This is a genomic window from Desulfovibrio oxyclinae DSM 11498, assembly GCF_000375485.1.
GTDB lineage: Bacteria > Desulfobacterota > Desulfovibrionia > Desulfovibrionales > Desulfovibrionaceae > Pseudodesulfovibrio > Pseudodesulfovibrio oxyclinae.
Window position 1 is genome coordinate 131617 of record NZ_AQXE01000008.1, and the last position, 21898, is coordinate 153514.

At 61.7% G+C, this 21898-nt stretch carries 19 protein-coding genes and 1 pseudogene; 4 read left to right on the forward strand and 16 right to left on the reverse strand.

The window, feature by feature from the left end; genetic code table 11:
- Positions 1-25: 25 nt before the first annotated feature.
- From B149_RS0110240 to B149_RS0110295, 13 genes and pseudogenes are all read right to left on the reverse strand, one after another.
- Complete coding sequence (locus B149_RS0110240) at positions 26-1450, reverse strand: NADH-quinone oxidoreductase subunit N (protein ID WP_018125100.1); 1425 nt, start codon at positions 1448-1450, stop codon at positions 26-28.
- Positions 1451-1462: 12 nt separating this feature from the next.
- On the reverse strand, positions 1463-3007 hold the full coding sequence (locus B149_RS0110245) for a complex I subunit 4 family protein (protein WP_018125101.1): 1545 nt from the start codon (positions 3005-3007) through the stop codon (positions 1463-1465).
- A gap of 13 nt (positions 3008-3020) precedes the next feature.
- On the reverse strand, positions 3021-4856 hold the full coding sequence (locus B149_RS0110250; RefSeq protein ID WP_018125102.1) for a Na(+)/H(+) antiporter subunit D: 1836 nt from the start codon (positions 4854-4856) through the stop codon (positions 3021-3023).
- Positions 4843-5106, reverse strand: coding sequence for a PIN domain-containing protein (locus B149_RS0110255; RefSeq protein ID WP_018125103.1), 264 nt, complete (start codon positions 5104-5106; stop codon positions 4843-4845). The genes B149_RS0110250 and B149_RS0110255 overlap by 14 nt, the downstream gene beginning before the upstream one ends.
- A gap of 1 nt (position 5107) precedes the next feature.
- Positions 5108-6592 carry a monovalent cation/H+ antiporter subunit D family protein gene (locus B149_RS0110260; RefSeq protein ID WP_018125104.1) on the reverse strand — a complete coding sequence of 495 codons (1485 nt, stop codon included), beginning with the start codon at positions 6590-6592 and terminating at the stop codon, positions 5108-5110.
- Between the two features lie 4 nt (positions 6593-6596).
- Entirely contained in the window at positions 6597-6905 is a 309-nt protein-coding gene (gene nuoK, locus B149_RS0110265) for an NADH-quinone oxidoreductase subunit NuoK (RefSeq protein ID WP_018125105.1), read from the reverse strand.
- Positions 6902-7402, reverse strand: a complete 501-nt coding sequence (locus B149_RS0110270; RefSeq protein WP_018125106.1) for an NADH-quinone oxidoreductase subunit J family protein — start codon at positions 7400-7402, stop codon at positions 6902-6904. The genes nuoK and B149_RS0110270 overlap by 4 nt, the downstream gene beginning before the upstream one ends.
- Complete coding sequence (locus tag B149_RS16965; protein ID WP_018125107.1) at positions 7403-8017, reverse strand: 4Fe-4S binding protein; 615 nt, start codon at positions 8015-8017, stop codon at positions 7403-7405.
- 8 nt (positions 8018-8025) lie between these two features.
- A complete protein-coding gene (nuoH, locus tag B149_RS0110280; protein ID WP_018125108.1) occupies positions 8026-9009 on the reverse strand; it encodes an NADH-quinone oxidoreductase subunit NuoH in 984 nt (327 codons plus the stop codon).
- Complete coding sequence (locus B149_RS18865) at positions 9006-10151, reverse strand: NADH-quinone oxidoreductase subunit D (protein ID WP_026167563.1); 1146 nt, start codon at positions 10149-10151, stop codon at positions 9006-9008. The genes nuoH and B149_RS18865 overlap by 4 nt, the downstream gene beginning before the upstream one ends.
- 183 nt (positions 10152-10334) lie before the next feature.
- Positions 10335-10784: pseudogene (locus B149_RS18870) on the reverse strand (NADH-quinone oxidoreductase subunit C); the annotation flags it as partial.
- Positions 10745-11281: an NADH-quinone oxidoreductase subunit B gene (locus B149_RS0110290; protein WP_018125110.1), complete on the reverse strand. Its 537-nt coding sequence runs from the start codon at positions 11279-11281 to the stop codon at positions 10745-10747. The gene B149_RS0110290 and the pseudogene B149_RS18870, both read right to left, overlap by 40 nt.
- Positions 11260-11637: an NADH-quinone oxidoreductase subunit A gene (locus B149_RS0110295; RefSeq protein WP_018125111.1), complete on the reverse strand. Its 378-nt coding sequence runs from the start codon at positions 11635-11637 to the stop codon at positions 11260-11262. Before B149_RS0110295 ends, B149_RS0110290 begins: the two co-directional genes overlap by 22 nt.
- 316 nt (positions 11638-11953) lie before the next feature.
- Between B149_RS0110295 and B149_RS0110300 the strand changes: the two genes are divergently transcribed.
- A complete protein-coding gene (locus B149_RS0110300; protein ID WP_018125112.1) occupies positions 11954-14035 on the forward strand; it encodes a molybdopterin-containing oxidoreductase family protein in 2082 nt (693 codons plus the stop codon).
- Between the two features lie 119 nt (positions 14036-14154).
- On the opposite strand, the gene tdh is transcribed toward B149_RS0110300, so the two are convergent.
- Entirely contained in the window at positions 14155-15198 is a 1044-nt protein-coding gene (gene tdh / locus B149_RS0110305) for an L-threonine 3-dehydrogenase (RefSeq protein WP_018125113.1), read from the reverse strand.
- Positions 15199-15219: 21 nt separating this feature from the next.
- A complete protein-coding gene (locus tag B149_RS0110310) occupies positions 15220-16410 on the reverse strand; it encodes a glycine C-acetyltransferase (RefSeq protein WP_018125114.1) in 1191 nt (396 codons plus the stop codon).
- A gap of 207 nt (positions 16411-16617) precedes the next feature.
- Here B149_RS0110310 and B149_RS0110315 point away from each other — a divergent pair, with 207 nt between their 5' ends.
- Entirely contained in the window at positions 16618-17085 is a 468-nt protein-coding gene (locus B149_RS0110315) for an Lrp/AsnC family transcriptional regulator (RefSeq protein WP_018125115.1), read from the forward strand.
- On the opposite strand, the gene B149_RS17970 is transcribed toward B149_RS0110315, so the two are convergent.
- A complete protein-coding gene (locus tag B149_RS17970) occupies positions 17080-19947 on the reverse strand; it encodes a PAS domain-containing sensor histidine kinase (protein ID WP_026167565.1) in 2868 nt (955 codons plus the stop codon). The genes B149_RS0110315 and B149_RS17970 overlap by 6 nt on opposite strands.
- 143 nt (positions 19948-20090) lie before the next feature.
- Between B149_RS17970 and B149_RS0110325 the strand changes: the two genes are divergently transcribed.
- Together B149_RS0110325 and glnH are read left to right on the forward strand one after the other, a co-directional pair.
- Entirely contained in the window at positions 20091-20939 is an 849-nt protein-coding gene (locus tag B149_RS0110325) for a tetratricopeptide repeat protein (protein ID WP_018125116.1), read from the forward strand.
- Positions 20940-21154: 215 nt separating this feature from the next.
- Complete coding sequence (gene glnH / locus B149_RS0110330) at positions 21155-21898, forward strand: glutamine ABC transporter substrate-binding protein GlnH (protein WP_018125117.1); 744 nt, start codon at positions 21155-21157, stop codon at positions 21896-21898.

The following is a 21898-nucleotide window of genomic DNA, read 5'->3' on the forward strand; positions in this document are numbered from 1 at the left end:
GGTAGAGACCGACCCGGCCTAATTGTTAGGGCAGCAGGCCGGTCCCGGCTTCGACTGCCATGCTGTACAGTCCGCCGGGCAACGCGCCCAGCACGAGGATGGCCGCAGCCATGGCCGTGCCGGCGACGACACCCATCCAGCTCCTGTCGCGAAGCGGCGTACTGTCGGCGGATTCCGCCGTGTACGCATGTCGGAACAGGCCGAGGTAGTAGTAGATGGCCAGTGCGGTGTTCACCACCGCTACGATGACCAGCCACGCGTACCCGTGGTTCCACGCGCTCGTGAGCAGGAAAAGCTTGCCCATGAAGCCTGCCGTGGGAGGTAGCCCCACCAGCGCAAAAGCGGATACGGCAAGGACCAGTGCCATCGCCGGGGCGCGTCGGCTCAGGCCGTCCAGATCCGCGTAGACCGGGTTGCGCCCGTCGCAGCGCAGGTGGCAGACCACCCAGAAGCAGGCCATGTTCATGAGCAGATAGACAACGGCATAGAAGCTCATGGCTCCGAGACCTTCGGCGGTGCCCGCAGCCAGCCCGATGACCAGGTAGCCGGCGTGGGCGATGCCGGAGTATCCGAGCATTCGCTTGAGGTCCTTCTGCACCAGCGCCGAGAGGTTGCCGAGTGTCATGGACACGGCGGCGAACAGCGCCAGCAGGAAGGTTATCTCCATATCGGGTTTCAGCAGGGCGGCCAGTCGCACCAGCACGGCGGCGGCGCCCAGCTTGGGGAGAGTTGCGGCAAAGGCCGCAGTTTCGTTTCCGGTACCCTCGTACACGTCCGGAGCCCAGAAGTGGAACGGGAACAGCGCCAGCTTGAACAGCACGCCGCACAGGAACAGGATCAGTCCGATCATGGCGGTGGGGTTCCCGGCAAAGCTCCAGTCCAGTCCCGCAAGCTGCGAGATGTAGGCGGTTCCGTGTGCCGCGAGGATGTATGAATATCCGAACAGGGCCAGCGCCGTGGCCATGGCCCCGAACATGATGTACTTGATGCCGGACTCGGCGGCGTTGCGGTTTCCGGCCCGCAGGGGAATGACGGCGTACAGGCTGTAGGAGGAAATCTCCATGGCCACATACAGCGTCATCAGCTCGGCGGCGGACGAAAGAAGCATCAGCCCCCAGGCCGAGAAGGCAAGGAACATCAGATAGTCATCGCGTTTGTCTTCATCCACGCCGCGTGCTTCGGGAGTGAAGAGCGAGGTGATGAGGAAGCCCGCCGCAATGGCTGCCTTGAACAGCTGGGAAAGCCCGTCCACCACGTAGGTGCCGTGGAACATCTCGCCGCGTGCGCCGAGCGAGAACAGGCTCACCGCCAGCACCGCAATCGAGGCGGTCGGGAGCCAACCGGCTCTGGGAGACGTGGAGGCCGGGGCCGCGATGGAGCGGACGAACAGCGCCGCCGCAACCAGAAGCAGCGCCAGTTCCGGCAGTACAAGCATGATGTCGAAATTCATCTCGTTCCCCCGTTATTGTTCTGCGCCGGACAGCGTGTTTGCCGCGACCGTGGCAGGTGCTTCATGTTCCGGCGTTTCCGCGACAACGGTCGTGCGCGCGTGGAAATCGTCGATCATCTTGCCGGTGGAGGGGCTGATGACGCTCAGCGTCAGTCCCGGAGCGAGCCCGATGTAGACCACGAGCACCGCCAGCGGCAGCAGGTAGGCCCATTCGCGGGTGTTGAGGTCGCTCCAGCCCTTATCCCTGGGCGATGCCGGACGGCCCCAGGCCATCTTGATGCCCAGCCGCAGCATGTAGGCCGCCGCGAGCATGGCGCCGGGAATCGCCAGCATGCCGATGGAGACCTTGGCCTCGAATGCCCCGATGAGCACCAGCGCCTCGCCCACGAAGCTGTTCAGCCCCGGGAACCCGAAGGACGAGACCGCGAACAGCCCGAACAGGCCCATGTATGCGGGCAGGTATTTGCCCATGCCGAGATGGTCGGAGAGTTCGCGGCTGTGGCTGCGTTCGTAGATGGCGCCGATCATCATGAAGAGCGCCCCGGTCACGATGCCGTGGTTCAGCATGACCATGACCGCGCCCTCGGCCCCGCGTGCGTTGAAAAGGAAGATTCCAAGCGTCACGAAGCCCATGTGGGCCACGGACGAATAGGCGATGAGCTTCTTGATGTCGGTCTGCCCGAGCGCAACGAGCCCGCCGTAGATGATGGAGGCCAGTGAAAGGGCGATCATCATGGGCGCAAAGTACAGCGACGCGTCGGGGCACATGGGCAGGCAGAAGCGAAGGAATCCGTAGGTCCCCATCTTCAGCAGCACCGATGCCAGCAGCACGGAACCGGCCGAAGGGGCCTGCACGTGCGCGGCCGGAAGCCACGTATGGAACGGGAACATGGGCACCTTGATGGCGAATGCCAGCGCCATGAACAGGAAGACCCACGTCTGGAAGCCCATGGGGAAGTCGGTCTGCATGAGCTGCGGAATGCTGAAGGTGCCGCCCTGATGGAACAGGCCCACCACGGCCGCCAGCAGCAGCGTGGAGCCCGCAAGTGTGTACAGGAAGAACTTGATGGACGCGTAACGCCGTTCCGGACCGCCCCAGACCGCGATGAGCAGGTACATGGGGATGAGCATGGCTTCCCAGAAGATGTAGAAGAGCACCAGATCCATGGCCGTGAACACGCCCACGCAGGCCGTGGTCATGAGCAGCAGGCAGATGTGGAACTCTTTGAGCCGCTTGCCCACGTAGGTCCACGAGCAGAGCACGCACAGCGGTAGCAGGGCCACGCTCAGGATGACCATGAGCAGGCTGATGCCGTCCACCGCCAGCGAATATGCCAGATCCCACTGGGGTACCCAGACGGCTTTTTCGGCAAACTGGAACCCGGCTTCGCCGAGCTGGAATCCCGTGAGCAGCGGCAGGGCCAGCAGGCACTCCGCGATGCCCACCGCGAAGGTGTAGCGGCGCACGGCGTCTTCGGTCAGCGGCAGCACCATGAGCAGGAACGCCGCCGCCAGCGGGAAGAAGATCAGAACGCTCAGGACAGGGTAGTGCATCATCTCGTTCTCCTTCCTATTTCACCAGTACGAAGGCCAGTGCGCCGATGACGAACGCGGCCACGAGCGCGGCCGATGCGTACGACTGGAGCCTTCCGGTCTGGATTCGGGTCAGTGCCGAGCCGATTCCCGCCACGCCGCGCGCCGTGCCGTCCACGGCGCCGTCGATGCCGACACGGTCGAACTTTGCGGAGCCGTCCGCCGTCCCCACGAGGCCGCGCAGGCCCAGGGTGCGGTAGACTTCGCTCCAACGGCTGTCGATCCATGCGAAAGTGCGGGAGAAGATGGCCAGAAACGCCTTGCCGCCGAGGATATAGAACCATTCAAAGTCCACGTTGCGCTGAGCGTGGGGGACCACGATGCGGCGCATGGCCCAGAAGCCGAGGCCCGTGAAGCCGAGGATCATGAAGGCCTGCAGCACATGCCAGGTGGTGTAGGGCACGTACGGATGCTCGATGGCTTCGGCCACGTGGGTGATGTAGGGGCTGTATGCGGCGATGCCTTCCTGAATCGGCAGCAGGTTGTACAGAAAGTCCGGGTAGATGCCGGTAAAGAAGCAGAGCACCGAGCCGATGCCCATGGCCACGTACATGTTCACGGGAATGGGCTTGAGTTCACGCTGCGGGTTGTCGTCCTTGGAGAAGAACGCGAAGTACGGCAGCTTCAGTCCCACCGAGAGGAACGTACCCACTGCGGCCAGTTCCATGCCGAGCGCCAGCCAGGTGCGGTGTGCTTCTGCCGCGCCGGTGATGGTCATGGTCTTGGATACGAAGCCGTTGAAGAAGGGCATTCCCGAAATGGAGACCGCGGCCACCATGTAGAAAACGAAGACCAGCGGCAGCCGCTTTACGAGGCCGCCCAGTTCCGTGAGTTTGGCAGTCCCTGCGGAATAGAGCAGGCAGCCTGCGCCCATGAACAGCAGCCCCTTGTAGAGGATGTGCGCATAGGCGTGGGCGCTGGCCCCGTTGACCGTCATGGCCGTGCCGATGCCGATGCCCGCCACCATGTATCCCACCTGCGAGACGATGTGATAACCGAGGATGCGGCGGGCGTTGTTCTCGATGGTCGCGTAAAAGACGCCGTAGACGCACATGACCGTTCCGGCGATGGCCAGCACCTCGAACCCGGCGAAGGCCCGGGCCAGAACGTACACCGCGGTCTTGGTGGTGTAGGCGCTCATGAAGACCGCGCCGGTGACCGTGGCTTCGGGGTAGGCGTCGGGCAGCCATGCATGCAGGGGCACCACGGCCGCGTTGACGCAGAAGCCGATCATGATCAGCCAGTCGTAATACATGGCTCCGGTGGGATCCACGGGCGTGAAGGCCAGCGTGCCGAGATGGCCCCAGCGCAGGAGCAGGCCGGCCAGCATGAACAGCCCGCCGAGGGTGTGGAACATGAAGTAGCGGAAGCCCGCGCGCACCGAACGGTCGGAACGGTTGAGCCACACCAGCATGGTGGATGCGACGGACATGATTTCCCAGAAAATGAAGAGCGTCAGATAGTCGCCCGCGAACAGGCAGCCGAACCCGCCGCCCACGTAGGCCAGCGCGGCCATGTGCTGACCCTTGTCCTTGATGTGCATGGCGAAGATCAGCGCGATGACGCCCTGAATGGCGAAGACATGCGCGAAGACCACGGAAAGCTGGTCCACGCGGAACAGGGTCAGGTCGGTGTCCAGCCACTGGAACACGCCGCTGGTGCCGTGGTCGAGGCCGATCACGGAGAGGACGGCCAGCACGGCGGGCAACGGCAGCAGCCACTTGAGCAGCCTGCCCGGAATGAAGGGCACCGCGAACGAGGCCAGCAGGAAGTAGAGCGCCGGGTGGGCGAGAAAGCTGTTAGTCGCGGTCATAGCAGTCCTCCTCCCTTGCCAGCAGCGGTGCGACGAATTTCTTGAGTACGAAGACCATGATCACCGCGCCGCCGAATCCGAAGATGGCCCAGAATCCGGGGTAGGCGTCCAGCCCGAAGTGCGGATGGTGCGGCCTCACGAAGACGTTGCCCAGCACCAGAAAGCCGAGGAATGCCAGCAGCGCCCAGAACCAGCCGTCCGACTTGTTGCGCTGCGTGTAGAGCCATTTGCCGAGTGATTCCCTGAACATGCTAGAACCCCTTGAAGGTGTGGATGAAGTTCAGGAACGTCTCGGGATACAGCCCGAGAAGTACCGAGATGGCGGAGGTGATCATGAGGGGGATCACCATGATGGCCGGGGCTTCGGAATACTGCTCCATGTTCGCGCCGGGATCGGGTGCCCGGAAGAACGCCCGCAGGATGATGGGACCGAAGTATCCGGCGTTGAGAATCGTGGAGGCCAGCAGCGCGCCGAGCAGCCACCAGTGGTGAATGGTGACCGCGCCCTGCGCCATGTACCACTTGCTCACGAACCCGCAGACCGGCGGCACGCCGATCATGCTCAGGCTTGCCACCGCGAAGGCGCCGAAGGTCCACGGCATGCGGCGGCCCAGCCCGTTCATGAGGCTGATCTTCTTGATGTGCGCGGCCACGTAGATGGCGCCCGCGCCCATGAAGAGGGTGATCTTGCTGAAGGCGTGGTGAGCGATGTGCATCAGCCCGCCCTGCACTGCGGCCGGGGTCAGCATGGCCACGCCGATGATGATGTAGGAGAGCTGGCTCACCGTGGAGTATGCCAGCCGCGCCTTGATGTCGTCTTTGGTCAGCGCGATGATCGAGGCCGCCACAATGGTGAAGGCCGCGAGGTATGCCGTCGGGATGCCGAGGAACAGGCGGTCCAGTGTTTCCACGCCGAAGAGCGAGAGCATGATGCGGCTCATGGAGAACACGCCCGCCTTGACCACCGCCACCGCGTGCAGCAGTGCGGAGACCGGAGTGGGCGCGACCATGGCCGAGGGCAGCCAGTTGTGCAGCGGCATGATGGCCGCCTTGGCGAGTCCCGCCACGTAGAGCACGTAGGTCAGGGTCACGAGGGTCGGATTCGCGTCCGCCGGGAACACGCCGTTCACGAGGCCGCCGAGGTTGAAGTCCAGCGTTCCGGCCAGCACGTAGGTCAGCACCATGGCGGGCAGCAGGAACAGCTTGGAGGTACCCATGAGGTAGACGAAGTACTTGCGCGCTCCGGCGAAGGCCTCGTCGTCCTCGTGGTGGGCGACCAGCGGGTAGGTGAAGAGCGAGATGATCTCGTAGAAGAGATAGAGCGTGAACACGTTGGCCGCGGTGGCCACGCCGAGGGCGCCGAAGATGGCGACGGCGAAGCAGAAGTAGTACCGGGTCTGCGCGTGCTCGTCGAGGCTGCGCATGTAGCCGATGTTGTAGGCGGTGACCAGGAACCACAGGAACGGGGCGATAAGTCCGAAGATCATCGCCAGCCCGTCGAAGGTGAACTTGACCGTGATGCCCGGCAGGATGGTGAACAGCGTGTACACGTAGATGTTGCCGTCCAGCACGCCCGGGGCAAAGGAAAGCACGGACAGGAACGCCGAAGCCGCAGCGGCAAAGCTCACTGCCTCGCGCTTGTTCTGGTCGTGCCTGAGCAGCCAGACGAGAAGCGGCGCCACAAAGGTCACGGCGAGCGGGATCAGGACGCTGGGAGTGTTGATGAACTGCATCATGCCGTTACCCCTTCAGTTCCGTGACGTCTTCCGTGCCGCTGGAGCCGAAGCGTTTGGCGACCACCAGAATGATGGCGAGCGCCAGCGTGGCTTCCGCGGCCGCCAGCCCCATGACCAGCAGGGAAGAGAGTTGAGCCATCGCGGCATCCGCGTCCGTGAGCTGGCCGGATGCCGCGATGGAAAGGCCTGCGCCGTTGAGCATCAGCTCCACGCTGATAAGCATCCCCACGAGGCTTTTCCGACGTACGAAGCCGAAGACGCCGAAGGCCAAAAGAACCAGGGCCACAAGATGATATGCGGTGAGGGCGCTCATCTGGGCCTCCTTTTTTCGAATCCGAGTACTACCGCGCCCGCCATGGCCACGAAGAGCACCACCGAGATGAGCTCGAAGGCCAGCACGTATTCGTTCATGAGCACGGTACCCACGGTGGAAAGGGGCAGCTCCACGGGAACCGCCGTGGTCTGCAGGGTGGACTNACTGATGACCGTAGCGATGATCGCCGTGGGCAGCACTGCCGCGCCGAGGCCCATGGGCAGCCCCACTCCGGGTGAGCCCGCGTCGTCGCCACGGGTGAGCATGATGGCGAAGAAAATCAGGACCGCCACGGCGCCCACGTAGATGAGCACCTGCATCATGGCCAGGAAGGGGGCGTTCATGAGCAGATACATGCCGGCCACGCCGAACAGCGTCATGATCAGTCCGATCATGGCCCTGACGAGGCTTGCCGATGAAACCGCCAGCGCGCTTCCGGCGAGGATCACCAGCGCGTAGAGGCCGAAGAGGACTTTTGCCGCGATGTCAGCCGTCATCTAGCTTTCCTCCTTTGCCTCGGCCTGCCTGTGCATGCGGTCGAGGAGGTCGAGAGTGAAATCCTTGCGCTCGAATCCGGCCCAGTAAACGTGCTTGGAATGCCGCAGCGAGCTCGCGGGGCAGGTCTGCACGCACAGGCCGCAGAGGCTGCATAGCGAGTAGTCGAGCTGGAACTTGGTCAGTTCGCGCTTGCCCTTGCCCGGGCGGGGAACCGACTGCTTGGGAAGCGGCTGCAGACCCCCGTTGTGATGGGTGTTGGGGTCCGGGTCCTGCTCCTTGTGTTCGACATGCTCGATCTTTTTGGATTTGATGGTGATGCAGCCCGAAGGGCAGACCTTGACGCAGCGCATGCACATGATGCAGCGCGCGGTGTGCGGGTCTTCGTCCTTGGAGACGAGCTCGATGTGTCCCCGGTAGCCTTCAAGGGCGGTTTCGGGGACGGTGACGCGCGGGTAGTGGACGGTGTCCTGCTTCTGCGTGAACACGCGCCCGGTGACGCCGAGGCCCACCACGAGGCTCCAGAGCCCCTTGGCCGTTTCCTTCAGGCGGCCCGCGAGCCCTTCAGGCGGTGCGGGCATCCGTTTGGCTTGCTGCATGTGTGTCCGGTCGTTCACGGTGCCTCCTAGAAAACCTTGACCACTACGGCGGTGACGAACAGGTTCGCCAGGGCCAGCGGGATGAACCATTTCCAACAGATGTTGAGCACCTGGTCGAAGCGCACGCGGGGGTAGGTCCAGCGGAACCACATCATGACCAGCAGGAGCGCGTACATCTTGAGCAGGAACCACCACGGTCCGGGCGCGAACGGTCCCTGCCAGCCGCCGAGGAACAGCGCGGTCGCCACGGAGCAGACCACGATCATCTCGGCGTACTCGGCGAGGAAGAACAGGCCGAAGCCCATGCCCGAATACTCGGTGTGGAAGCCGGCGGTGAGCTCGGACTCGGCCTCCGGCATGTCGAAGGGGGCGCGGTTGGTCTCGGCCACCGCGCAGGTAAAGAAGATCACGAATGCCAGCGGCTGCACTGCGGCGTTCCACTGCCACGGCCACGGTCCCTGCGAGGATACGAGCTGGCCCATGTCCAGCGAGCCGGACATGAAGACCACCGCCAGTACCGTCAACAGCAGAGGAATCTCGTAAGCGACGGACTGGGCCACGGCGCGCGCGGCGCCCAGCAGCGACCACTTGTTGTTGGAACCCCAGCCCGCCAGACACAGCGCCAGCACGTTGAATCCAGCGAAGGCGAGGATCAGCAGCAGCCCGAGGTCGAACTTGAGGGCGTAGAGCCCCGGTCCGAACTCGATGGGCAGGAACAGCAGGAAGATCGGCGCAAAAGACAGGATCGGGGCCGTCCAGAAAAGGAGGCGGTCCGAACCGCTCGGGCTGGTGAGCTGTTTGCCCACGAGCTTGAGCGCGTCGCACACGGGAGTGAGGATGCCGTGCGGGCCGACCTCGAACGGTCCGGGCCGCCGCTGAATGTGGCCAGCCACCTTTCTTTCGAGATACACGAGCACCAGCGCATTCAGGGCGATGAAGCTCGCGAAGACCATCAGGCCGAGAGCGAGTCTCAGCGCCGGTTCCGGTATGGATTGCATTACGGCGTTCATCGGTCGATCTCCGGGATGACGAGGTCAAGGCTGCCCAGTATGGACACGGCGTCGGCCAGGAGCACGCCCGAGGCGCACTCGGCAAAAAGGCTTAGGTTGCTGAAACTCGGCGCGCGCAGCTTCACCCGGTAGGGGGTGTTGGTACCGTCGCTGGCAACGTAGACGCCGATGCGCCCGCGTCCGCCCTCCACGCAGCCGTAAGCTTCGCCGGTCGGGGGCTTGAAGCCCGGCTTGGGAGCCTTTTTCATTATATGGCCGTCGTCGCACCCCGGGAGCATGTCCAGGGCCTGTTCCACGATGTGAATGCTCTGTTCGATCTCGTCCATGCGCACCAGATAGCGTGCGAAGGCGTCCTGTCCGCCGTATGCCGGAACCTCGAAGTCCAACTCGGGGTAGACGGAGTACGGGTCGGACCGGCGCACGTCGCAGGCCACTCCGGAGCCGCGCAGGACCGGGCCGCTGGCCCCGTAGCGCAGGCACATGGAGTCGTCGATGATGCCGATGTCCTCCACGCGTTTGCGGAGGATGACGTTGTCCGTGACCAGCGCCTTGAACATGGGCAGCCGCTCACGAAGGATGTTGAGGATTTCCCGCGTTTCGGGGATGAGTTCGTTGGGAAAGTCGTGGCTGACGCCGCCGAAGCGGTAGTAGCAGTAGGTCAGGCGGGATCCGGTGACCTTCTGGAGCAGATCCATGATCCGTTCCCGGTCCTCGAAGCCGTACATGATGGGCGTGAACGCGCCGAGGTCCAGCAGATACGCGCCCCACCACAGCAGGTGGGAGGTGATGCGGTTGAGCTCGGAGGCGATGACGCGGATGACCTGCGCCCGGCGGGGCAGCTCCATGTCCGCGAGCTTTTCCACGGCCTGACAGTAGGCCTCGTTCCAGGCGAGGGCGTGCAGGTAGTCCACCCGGCCCATGTTGGGCAGATACTGGTGCCACTGCTTTATCTCGCCCATCTTCTCGTGCATGCGGTGGACGTAGCCGAGGACCGGTTCTGCGCGCATGACGTATTCGCCGTCGAGTTCGAGGACCACGCGAAGCACGCCGTGGGTGGACGGGTGCTGCGGCCCCATGTTCAGGATGAGGCGGTCTTCGGTGCCCTCTTCGAAGTTGCGGGTGTAGAAGTCGCCGTCTTCCACGTCGAGGCGTTTGGCCTCGGGGTGCGTCTCTTCACGAAACTCCGGGGCGCAGCGGATCTCTTCGGCCAGTTCGTCATAGCCGAGGTTCATGCCGCAGTTGCAGAGCAGGTGGTCGCCGTCGGTCTCAATGATCTTCTGACAGCAGACGATCTCGAAGAACGACTTGCGCTTGTCCTCCTTCTTTTCGAGGGGGAACTCTGTCTCCATGTCTTCGGGGAGCAGAAGCGGGGCCGGGTTGGGGTGGCCGTTGAACTGCACGGGGTAGAAGTCCATGGCTTCGCGCTCGTGCCAGTCGGCTCCCTGATAGATGTGGCTGATGGAGGGGAAGCAGGCATCCTCGTGCGGGGCGTGGGTACGCAGGGTGATGCGTCCCTTGTTGCCCCAGCGGGCGAAGTGGTACTGCGCCTGAAAGCCTTCCTTGAAGTCGGAGACCGTCACGTCCTCCAGAAGGTATTCCTCGGAGAGCATGGTCCGGGCCGCTTCGGTGAGCCGTTCCCGCGCGATGTGGACGGTGCATCCCTGACCGGATTTGCCGTCGTCGCTCACCGCGCGGTTTTCATTCTCGTATTCGAAAAGTATCTCGTCGCGCACGCCTACCTCCCGTGTTCCTCGTAGCCTTCGGGAACAGGCCACCAGCGTCTGCCGGTGATCTTTTCCTGCAACTGGAAGAGGCCCTCCAGCAGTCCTTCCGGACGCGGCGGGCAGCCGGGGACGTAGACGTCCACGGGAATGAGCTTGTCAACACCCTCGACAATGCCGTATTGACCCTTGAACGAAAACGGACCGCCCGAGATGGCGCAGTTTCCGAGAGCCATGACCCAGCGCGGGGCAGGCATCTGTTCGTAGAGCCTGACCACGGAGGGGGCCATCTTCTTTGACACCGTACCGGCCACGATCATGAGGTCGGACTGGCGAGGCGAAGGACGAAAGACTTCCGCTCCGAACCGGGAAATGTCGAAGCGCGACATGCCAACCGCCATCATCTCGATGGCGCAGCAGGCCAGCCCGAAGGTCATGGGCCACAGGGACATGGCCCGGCAGACGTCCACGATTTTCTGCACGGGTTCCGCCGAGATCATGGCGGAATCGACGGTGGTGACCGCCCTGTTTAGCGAATCCTGCGCGGCCATTCGAACACTCCCTTTTTGACGAAGTACAGGCAGCCCGCGGCAAGGGCGCCGAGGAAGACGGTGATCTTGACGAGCGGGGCGATTCCTTCTGCCTGCGGCCACGCCGCGGCGGCCGGAAAGAGGTAGAGCACGTCCACGTCAAAGGCCAGGAACAGCAGGGCATAGAAGAAGTAGTTGATCCCGAAGCGCATCCACGGCGTGCCGTGGGGGCGAATGCCGCATTCGTACGGCGTGGTCAGCTCACCGCCTCTGGCCTTGGGGGCAAGCAGCAGCGAACCTGCCATGGGCGCGGCGGCAAAGACCGCACCAAGGGCCAGAGCTGCAATGATCGCCACGTTGAGCCATGAAAAAACCATGATTCTCCATCCCCCTTTTCTGACGTTGTGACGTGAAAACAGATCATTCCACGTACTATTGGAGATTGCCGATAGTTGCCCCATCGTAAAGGAAAACATGCCCATGTTTTCATTTTCACAAAGTCGGAAGGTTTCCACCAGCGAGGCCGGGAAGAATTCCCTTTCGATAAGTGAAATCTTTCACAAGTACATAATGCAATTGCACTACCGTTCATGACGTTGCTACCCGAAGATCATAACGTGGTACTCTATAGGTCGTCCGTGCATGGTCCGGGCGGGGGATGCGTTTGGTCATATTTCAAGGAGAAAAGAGGTCATGGCGGAAAAAGTCTACAGCGTGTGCGGAATGTGCACCGTACGGTGTCCCATCGAGGTGGAAGTCGATAACGGGGAAGTTTCCTTCATCAAAGGCAATCCCCACGATCCGGGAATGGCCGGAGCGCTCTGCCCCAGAGGCGGCGCGGGCTACGCCCTGACGCTCGACGACGAGCGGCCGCAGTTTCCGATGATCCGCGACGGGGAACGCGGAGAGGGCAAGTGGCGGCGCGTTTCGTGGGACGAGGCGCTCGACTACGTGGCCGACAAGCTCAAGGGCATCATCGACGAACACGGCCCCGAGTCCGTGCTCTGGTCCGACCGCGGCGGCCCCTTCCGCGACCTGCACATGGCTTTCGTCCGGGGACTCGGCTCACCCAACTACTGCAACCACGACTCTTCCTGCGCCCGCAACGTGCAGCACGCCGCCAAGTCCGTCATGGGCATGGGCCGCAAGGACGTCTCCTACGACTACAAGAACTGCAAGCACCTCGTGCTGCAGACTCGCAACATCTTCGAGGCCATCAACGTCAAGGAAGTCAACGGCGTTCTGGATATGAAGGACAAGGGCGGCAAGCTCACCGTCATCGACATCCGGGCCAACATCTCCGCGAGCAAGGCGGACAACTTTTTCCTGATTCGTCCCGGCACCGACTACGCCTTCAACCTCGCCATGATTCACGAGCTGCTGGCATCGAACCTCTACAACAAGGAATTCGCGGCGAAGCATATACATGATCTCGACAAGCTGCGGACCTTCGTGAAGGAATACACTCCCGAATGGGCCGAGGAGGAGACCGGCATCAAGGCTTCCAGCATCAAGGCGCTGGCGCGCGAGCTGGCTCACGCGGCGCCGTCTGTGATCTGGCATCCCGGCTGGATGGTCGCCCGGTATTCCGATTCATTCTACGTCAGCCGCACCGCGTACCTCATCAACGCGCTGCTCGGCTCCCTCGGCGCAAAGGGCGGTCTGCCCATCACCAACAAGCCCGGCGACTTCGGACGCAAGGGTCTCAAAAAGTTCGTGGATCTTTTTCCCAAACCGGATAAACCCCGCGCGGACGGTTGCGGCTCCACCCTCAAGCACATTGACGGCGGGCCGGGGCTGATCCATCTCAACTATGACGTCATGGTTTCCGGCGACCCGTATCCCATCAAGGCATACATCGTACATCGCCATGACCCGCTCATGGCACTGCCCGATCCCGAAGCCATCAAGGAGAAATGGAAGAACCTCGACCTGCTGGTTGCCACCACCTTCAGCTGGTCCGATACGGCATGGCACGCCGATGTGGTGTTGCCCATGTCCCCGTATCTGGAGCGCGATTCCATCATCGCCTGCAAGAACGGCATCAAGTCATACTTCTTCTATCGCGACAGGGCTGTGAAACCGCGCTACGAGACCCGCGCGGACTGGGAAATCATCTGCGGCATCGCCGAGCGGCTGGGGCTGGAGGAACTCTCCGGCAAGTCGCTTGAAGATCTGCATGAGTATCAGCTCAAGGACACCGGCGTGACCCGCGAGGACTTCAAGGCCACCGGCGAAGTCTGGCTCACGGACAAGCCCAAGTATCGCACCATGGATGAAATCTCCTTCAAGACCCCATCGGGCAAGATCGAGGTCATCAATCCGGTCTGGGAGGACATGGATCTGCCGAGCCTGAAGCCCTACGAGTCCCCCGAGCGTCCGCCGGAAGGCCGCTTCCGCATCACCTTCGGGCGTTGCGCCCTGCATACGCAGGGGCATACCGTGAACAACCCGCTGCTCAACGAGCAGATGCCCGAAAACAAGCTGTGGATTCATACTTCCCGTGCCGAAGAACTGGGCATTGGTGATGGAGACTATGTGTCCGTGAACAACGAGGGCGCGGACGGCCGCATCCGGGCATATGTCACGGACTTCGTGCATCCGGACTGCGTGTTCATGGTGCACGGCTTCGGTCACAAGCTGCCCATTGAGTCGCGGGCCTACGGCAAGGGCGCTGCCGACCACGAGCTCATGAAGGGCGGGCTGGACAAGATGGACAAGGCCGGCGGCGGTCTCGCGCTGCAGGAACATTTCGTCACGGTGGCCAAGGCGTAGCCTCCCCGCAACGAAACAAGGTAGGGAAAGGGCCGCCCGCGCTGACGCGGACGGCCCTTTTCTTGTGTCATATGTCCGGTTCCCGTTCTGGGAGACCGGTACGGCGCGGCGGCGCGGAGCTAGCTCCAGTCGAGGATGACCTTGCCGGACTGGCCGGAGCGCATGACTTCGAAGCCTTTCTCGTAATCGTCGGCCTTGAAGCGGTGCGTGATGGCGGGCCCGATGTCAAGGCCGCTCTGGATCATGGCGGCCATCTTGTACCAGGTCTCGAACATTTCGCGACCATAGATGCCCTTGAGCACGAGGCCCTTGAACACGATCTGGTTCCAGTCCACCTGAGTCTCGCCGGGCATGATGCCCAGCAGGGCGACCTTGCCGCCGTGGTTCATCTTGTCGATCATCTCGTGGAACGCCGACGGGTTGCCGGACATTTCCAGTCCCACGTCGAACCCTTCGACCATACCGACCTCGTCCATCACGTCCTGAAGCTTTTCGTTCATGACGTTCACCGCACGGGTTGCGCCGAGCTGCTTGGCGAGTTCGAGGCGGTAGTCGTTGATGTCCGTGATGACGATGTGACGGGCTCCGGCGCGACGGCAGACGGCGGCGGCCATCACCCCGATGGGGCCGGCCCCGGTGATGAGTATGTCCTCGCCCACCAGATCGAAGGAAAGGGCCGTGTGAACGGCGTTGCCGAGCGGGTCGAGCACCGCGCCCTCGTCGTGCGAGAGGGCTTCGGGCAGCTTGAAGACGTTGACGGCGGGCACGCAGAGATATTCCGCGAAACAGCCGGGGCGGTTCACGCCCACGCCGGTGGTATTGCGGCACAGGTGCCGTTTTCCGGCGCGGCAGTTGCGGCAGTGGCCGCAGGTGATGTGTCCTTCGGCAGAGACTCGGTCGCCGGGTTCAAGCCCGGGTACCTCGCCGCCCACGGCCACCACTTCGCCGGAGAATTCATGCCCCACAACCATTGGCACCGGGATAGTCTGCTGCGACCATTGGTCCCAATTGTAGATGTGAACGTCGGTGCCGCAGATGGCGGTCTTTTTCACGCGAATAAGCGCGTCGTTGGGCCCGCATTCAGGGACGGGGACTTCCTCCATCCAGATGCCGGGTTCGGCCTTGCTCTTGACGAGCGCCTTCATGGTCTTGACGGTCTGCATTCTGTCGATCCTGAGAAGTTGCTAGTTGATGACGCCCAGTTCGCGGCCCACCTTGATGAAGGCGTCCACGCAGCGGTCCACCTGCTCGGGAGTGTGGCCCGCGGACATCTGTGTGCGGATGCGCGCCTGTCCGCGCGGTACCACCGGGAAGCTGAAGCCGATGACGTAAATGCCCTCGTCCAGCATTTTAGCGGCAAATTTCTGGGCAAGAGAGGCGTCGCCGAGCATAACCGGGATGATGGCGTGCTCGCCCGGCACCAGATCGAATCCGGCTTCGGTCATGCGCTCGCGGAAGCGGACGCTGTTGGCGTTCAGGCGGTCGCGCAGCTCGGAAGTGCTGTTGAGCATGTCCAAAACCGCAATGGAAGTAGCGGCGATGACGGGCGCCAGCGAGTTGGAGAAGAGGTACGGGCGGGAGCGCTGGCGCAGCCAGTCCACGATCTCCTTGCGCGCAGCGGTATAGCCGCCGGATGCGCCGCCGAGCGCCTTGCCGAGCGTGCCGGTGATGATGTCGATGCGGTCCATGACGCCGCAGTGCTCATGGGTGCCGCGACCGTTCTGGCCCACGAAGCCCACGGCGTGCGAATCGTCCACCATGGTCAGGGCGCCGTATTTTTCGGCCAGATCGCAGATGCCTTCAAGGTTGGCGATGATGCCGTCCATGGAGAATACTCCGTCGGTGACGATAAGCTTGTGGCGGCAGTCGGACGCGTCCTTGAGGCACTGCTCCAGCTCGTCCATGTCGTTGTTGGCGTAGCGGAAACGCTTGGCTTTGCACAGCCGGATGCCGTCGATGATGGACGCGTGGTTGAGCTGGTCGCTGATGATGGCGTCCTCGGGGCCGAGGATGGACTCGAAAAGCCCGCCGTTGGCGTCGAAGCAGGAAGAGTAGAGGATGGTGTCCTCCATTCCCAGAAACTCGGAGAGCTTGTCTTCGAGTTCCTTGTGGATGTCCTGCGTACCGCAGATGAAGCGCACCGAAGACAGGCCGAAGCCGTATTTGTCCAGCGCGTCCTTGGCGGTGGCCACGAGGTCCGGATGGTTGGACAGTCCGAGATAGTTGTTTGCGCAGAAGTTGAGCACCTCGTCGGCGTTTTTGACCTTGATGGCCGCTTGCTGGGGGGACGTGATGACTCTTTCCTCTTTGAAAAGGCCCTGTTCCCGGAGCTCCTCCAACTGGGCCGAAAGCTCGGCTAGCAACGGATGCCGCATGACACTCTCCTGCTGATCTTTTTTTTGAGTATTTCGTAAAAAAATAACTGCGCCGTTGCACGACGGGTTGTCAGAGGTGTAGAAAAAAAGGAGATACGAATCAAGAGGCATCTTGCACCATGGAGTTGACGCGGGCGATAAATGCCTACTATATAAACTAACCAGCTGAATTTCTCTACGATACGCCAACAACGGGAAGGAAGAGTTGTGAAAAGCAAATCACTCGTGCTCGACGACACCGACAAGGCCATTATTGCCGAATTGGAAAAAAACGGCAGGGAATCCTACAAAAACATAGCCAAAAAGCTCGGCGTGTCCGACGGAACCGTGCGTTTGCGCACGGAACGTATGGTCAAGAGCGGGTATCTGCGCATTTCGGCTTCCGTGAATCCGCTGTACTTCGGCGACTCCCTGCTGGCGCTGGTCGGCCTCAACCTCGCCAACCCGGCAAGCCGCGAGATCATGAGCAGAATCGCAGGGTTGCAGGGCGTTCAGTCCGTGGTCAACGTTTCCGGCCGTTTCGATCTGATGGTGGAAGTGTTCGTGAATTCGCGCGATGAGCTTCGCCGGTTCCTGATCGATGATCTTTCCGAAGTCGGGGGAATCACCTCCACGGAAAGTTTCGTGCTGCTCGACGGCGTCGGGAAATGGGCCGAGCAGAAAAACGGATTATAGCGTTTCCTTATGGGAAACGTCCTCTTTTTTCGGAAGAAAAACCGTAAAACGGCTTCCGCATCCCGGCTGTGATTCCAGACGGACCTCACCGCCGTAGTGTTCCACGATTTCCTTGCAGATGGAAAGGCCGAGCCCGGTACCGCCTCTGCCGGGGACCGTATCGCCGTCCCCTGCCTTGTGAAAGCGGTCGAAGACCTGCCGATGGTGTTCCGGGGCGATGCCGATGCCCGTATCCTCGACGCAGATGAACAGATTCTCGTCAGTCTCACCCGCCTGCACGCCTATCCGCCCCTGATCCGTGAACTTTGCCGCGTTGTTCAGCAGATTTATCATGACCTGCCGCAACCGGTCCTCGTCCATGACCACGCAGGGCAGCGTCTCCGGAACGTTCACCTCAAGCTGAACAGGCCGTCCGGCCAGCTGGCCCGCTATGGAGCGGCCGGTCTCGCGCAGTATCGAGCTTGGGTCGAACTCCATGTCGTTCCAGAAAGTCTTGCCCGACTCGATGCGGCTCAGGTCGAGGAAGTCGTTGATCAGTCTGGTCAGCCGCTCGCCTTCGCTTTCGATTATCGAAAGGTTGCCGATCATGCGATCGGTAAGCTGCTCCACGGAACTCTCTTCAAGCATGGGGCAGAGCTTGCGGGAGATGTCGCGCGCCACCAGTTTGGCAAAGCCGCGTATAGAAGTCAGTGGGGTCCGCAGTTCGTGGGATATCGAGGAGATAAGTGATGACTTGAGCTGGTCCAGTTCTCTCAGTCTGAGGTTGGCGGCTTCCAGTTCGGACGCCTTCCGCTCCAGCTCTGCCGTACGCTGGACGACCTTGCTCTCAAGGGTCTCGTTCAGGCGGATGATCCGTTCCTCGTTGCTCTTTCGTTCGATGGCGAGGGCGATCTGGTCGGAGACCGATTCCAGAAAGAGAACATCGCGGTCGGTGAACTGGTTCTGGTTTTCGTAGTCCTGCACCGCCATGGCGCCGATGGTCTTGTCGCGCATGATGAGCGGCACCCCGATCCAGACGGCGGGCATGGTCCCGCGAACCACTCGTCTGCCTTTGGCCATCTCGTGTTCAAGCTGGTCGCGCTTGAGAAACAGTGAGCGGCCTTCTCGGATGACATCCAGCGTCAGCCCCCTCGTTTCGGGGTTGCTGATGTCGAACAGGTCGTACATGTGGTCGCGCTCGTCCTGAAAATGAGAGAATGTGAGTCGGTTTTCATCAGGATAGACCCTGGCAATGTAAAAATTGTTGGCGCTGATCGCTTCCCGCAGCACCTGATGGATGGTCTGGTAGAGTTCCGTAAGGTCTGCGGTGGCGCTGACGGCTCGGGAAATGCGGTACAGGGCGGCCGAGATCAGTTCGTTGGTCTTGCGGGTGGTTATGTCCTGCGCAAAACCCTCGTAGTGCAGAAAGCGGCCGGATTGGTTCTTCTCAGCCCGCACCGACTGGGATATCCAGACGAGGGAGCCGTCGCGCTTTCGAACCTGTGTCTCAAAGTCCCTGACCTGACCGTGCAGGGCGAGCTCGCGCACGAAGCGTTCACGTTCGCTGCGGTTGATATAAATCTGTTTGCCGATGTCGGTGACTTCTTCCATGAGCTGTGCCGGGGACTCGTAGCCGAGCATGGTGGCGAGGGTGGAGTTGGCCGTGATGAACCGACCGTCCGGCGTACTCTGGTATATCCCTTCGAGTGCGTTTTCGAAGATTGTCCGGTAGCGTTCTTCCGCCTGTTTGCGGCGTGAAATGTCCCGGATGCTCAGGACCTGCGTCTGACGGCCCTGATAGCGAAAGCTGCGGCTGCGCAGTTCGGCGTGAAAGGTGTCTCCGTCGATTTTCTGGCCGGTGGTCTCGACGGCCTCGCCGCTGTCCTTTTGCAGATGGACTCGCACGAGGTTTTGCGAGTCAGGTGTCATCAGCGATGCGGGAGCCTTGCCGCTGAGTTCGGAGAGGCTGTGTCCGAAGAGACGGCGCGTGGCCTCGTTGGCTGCGACGATGACGCCGTTTTCGATGATGAGCACGGCCTCGAAACTTGCTCTGGAGAGGGCGCTGTGCAGTTCCTCGCTGGCGCGCAGGGCGGCCTCGGCGTTCTTGCTGCGGCTGATGTCGGTGTGGGTTCCCGCTAGCCGGATGACTTTTCCGGTCTCGTCGGAAAGGCCGGCCCCGCGTCCGAGAATCCACTTCCAGTTTCCGTCGCGGTGCAGCATCCGGAACTCCACCTCGAACTGGTCGGTCTCGCCGCGGATGCAGCGCATGTTGGCCTCAACGACCATATCCAGGTCATCAGGGTGGATGCGTCGCCGCCACTCGTCCGCGTGATTGGCGAACTCGTGCTCGGCGTATCCGATGATTTCCTTGTAGCGTGGAGAAAAGTAAACCTTGTCCGTGAGGATGTCCCAGTCCCATATGCCGTCGTTGGCTCCGCGGGAGACGAGAGCGTAGCGTTCATCGCTGGTGCGCAGCTGCTGTTCGGCTTCCACCATGGGGGAGATGTCCACAAAAAAGCCCCGCTGCACGACAAGTTCTTCATCTGTCCTGCACGGGGCCATGGAGCCGGATACGTGGATGATCGACCCGTCTGTCGGGGTCAGTCTGTATTCGTTTCTCCTGCTGGCCCGCTTGCCGGCGGACCAGAGTTCCTCAAGGAACCGTTTTCTGTCCTCGGGGTGCAGCAGGTCCACCGCAAAAGGGGGGAGCGCTTCATCCTCGCCGATGCCAAGCAGTTGCCTGCCCGCGGCGTTGATATAGAGAATGGCTCCGTCCTCGCGTACCTCGAATACCGGAAGGAACAGCGAGTCGATGAATTTGTCATCCCATTGCGAATGTTGTTCCCCGGTGGGAAGAGAGGAAAGCGGACTGTTTTGCACCATGGAGCAATGGTGCAGAAATACGGCTCCAAGTCAAGAATCTTGTTACAGGATAAGCCATTTTCGATTCTTTCCCGGTTTGTGCCCGAGCCGGTTTTCGGGCAGAATCACAGTCCGAAATAGAGCCGCAGGGCAAGGAGGACGCAGTGGCAGACAGGCAGGAATTGCTGGACATGGTGGAACAGTATCGCACCGGTTTGAAGCAGGTGAAGAAGACCAAGGACCCCCTCAAATGGGCGGACATCCAGAATAATCTTGCCGTTCGGTTGCGTCAGCTGGCGGAAGAGGGCGACAGGGAACTCTTCAGGGAGGCGGAGGTCGCCTGCCGCAAGGCATTGGGCATCTACAACCGGACCCGTAATCCCGCGCGCTGGGCGGACGCGTGGGTGAACATGGGCAACATCCTTTATGGCAAGGGACACATGGGCGACGACGAAGCCGCGCTCGCCAAGGCGTCCGAAGCCTATGAGCACGCGCTGGAAGTGTATACGCTTGAAAACGATCGCGACACGTGGTCCCGGCTCATGAGCAATGTCGCCATGGCGCGGGGGCGCCGGGCCGTCATGGTCGGAAGCGCCGAGGCGTACCTCGCCACCGCGAGAACATTGCGATCCATGCTCACGGTCATTACCCATGACGTGCAGCCGGATTGGTGGGCCTCGCTTAATTACAGCCTTGCGGATGCCCTGCTCATGTCGCAGCAGTTTGGCGGGTGCGATGTGGAATTGCTGGCCGAGGCCTCCGAAGCCCTTGAGAACTGTCTGAGTCTCTGGACGCGCGAGGAGTTGCCGCTCAACTGGGCGCAGGCGCGGCAGGCACAGGGCGGGGTGGCCCTTACCCTCGGGCAGGCCATGAACGATGCCGATCGGCTTCGGGAGGCCGAGCGAGCCTATGCGGATGCCTTGGAGGCCTATCGCACGGAAGATGTGCCGGGGGCGGACATGCAGGCCGAGCGCATGTTGAAACAGGTGCGTGAGCTTTTGGGAGCTTTCTGAAGTATCGAAGAATGCAGACGGAGTTTTTTCAATGATTGCGCAGAAAATCGTCCGCCATTCGTTAGACTTGAAAAAAATTTCATTATGGTGCAAAACAACCGGGCTTCAGATAAGGACGGAGAGAGCCGTCCTTCCGATTGCGCCATCCCGCCCGATCGCGGGGCCGTGAGCGGGAAACCTTCCCGCAAGAACCGCAACCAGAGAGAGAGGTAACCATGAAACGCATTCTGACCCTTCTGTGTGCCGTTGTCGTGACCGTCGCCATGTGCGCGCCCGCGTTTGCCGGCAAACTCGTCGTGGCCACCGACACCAACTTCCCCCCGTTTGAATTCAAGGATCCCGACACCGGCGAGCACACCGGTTTCGACGTGCAACTCTGGGATGCCATCGCCAAGGAAATCGGCGTGGAATACGAACTGCAGCCCATGGCTTTCAAGGGCATCGTCCCGGGCCTTCAGGCCGGTCAGCTGGACGCGGGCATTGCCGGCATGTCCATCACCGAAGAGCGCAAGAAGACCATCGATTTTTCCGACGGCTACTACAAGTCCGGCCTGCTGATCGCGGTTCCGAGCGATTCCGACATCAGCGGCATTGACGATCTCGACGGCAAGCTGGTGGCCACCAAGCAGGGCACCACTTCCGAGAAGTACCTCAAGGAAAACGCCAAACCCGAAGAACTCAAGCTGTTCCCCAACGATAACGCCATGTTCATGGAACTCATGACCGGCGGCGTGGACGCAGTGATGTTCGACAAGCCCGTTGTCGAGAACTTCATCGGCAAGCGTGGTCAGGGCAAGGTCAAGGTCGTCGGCGACCTGTACCAGGGCCAGCCCTACGGCATCGGCTTCCCCAAGGGTTCCGACCTCGTGGAGAAAGTCAACGCCGCCCTGAAGACGCTGCGTGAAAACGGCACCTACGCCAAGATCTACACCAAGTGGTTTGGAGTTGCTCCCGAGTAA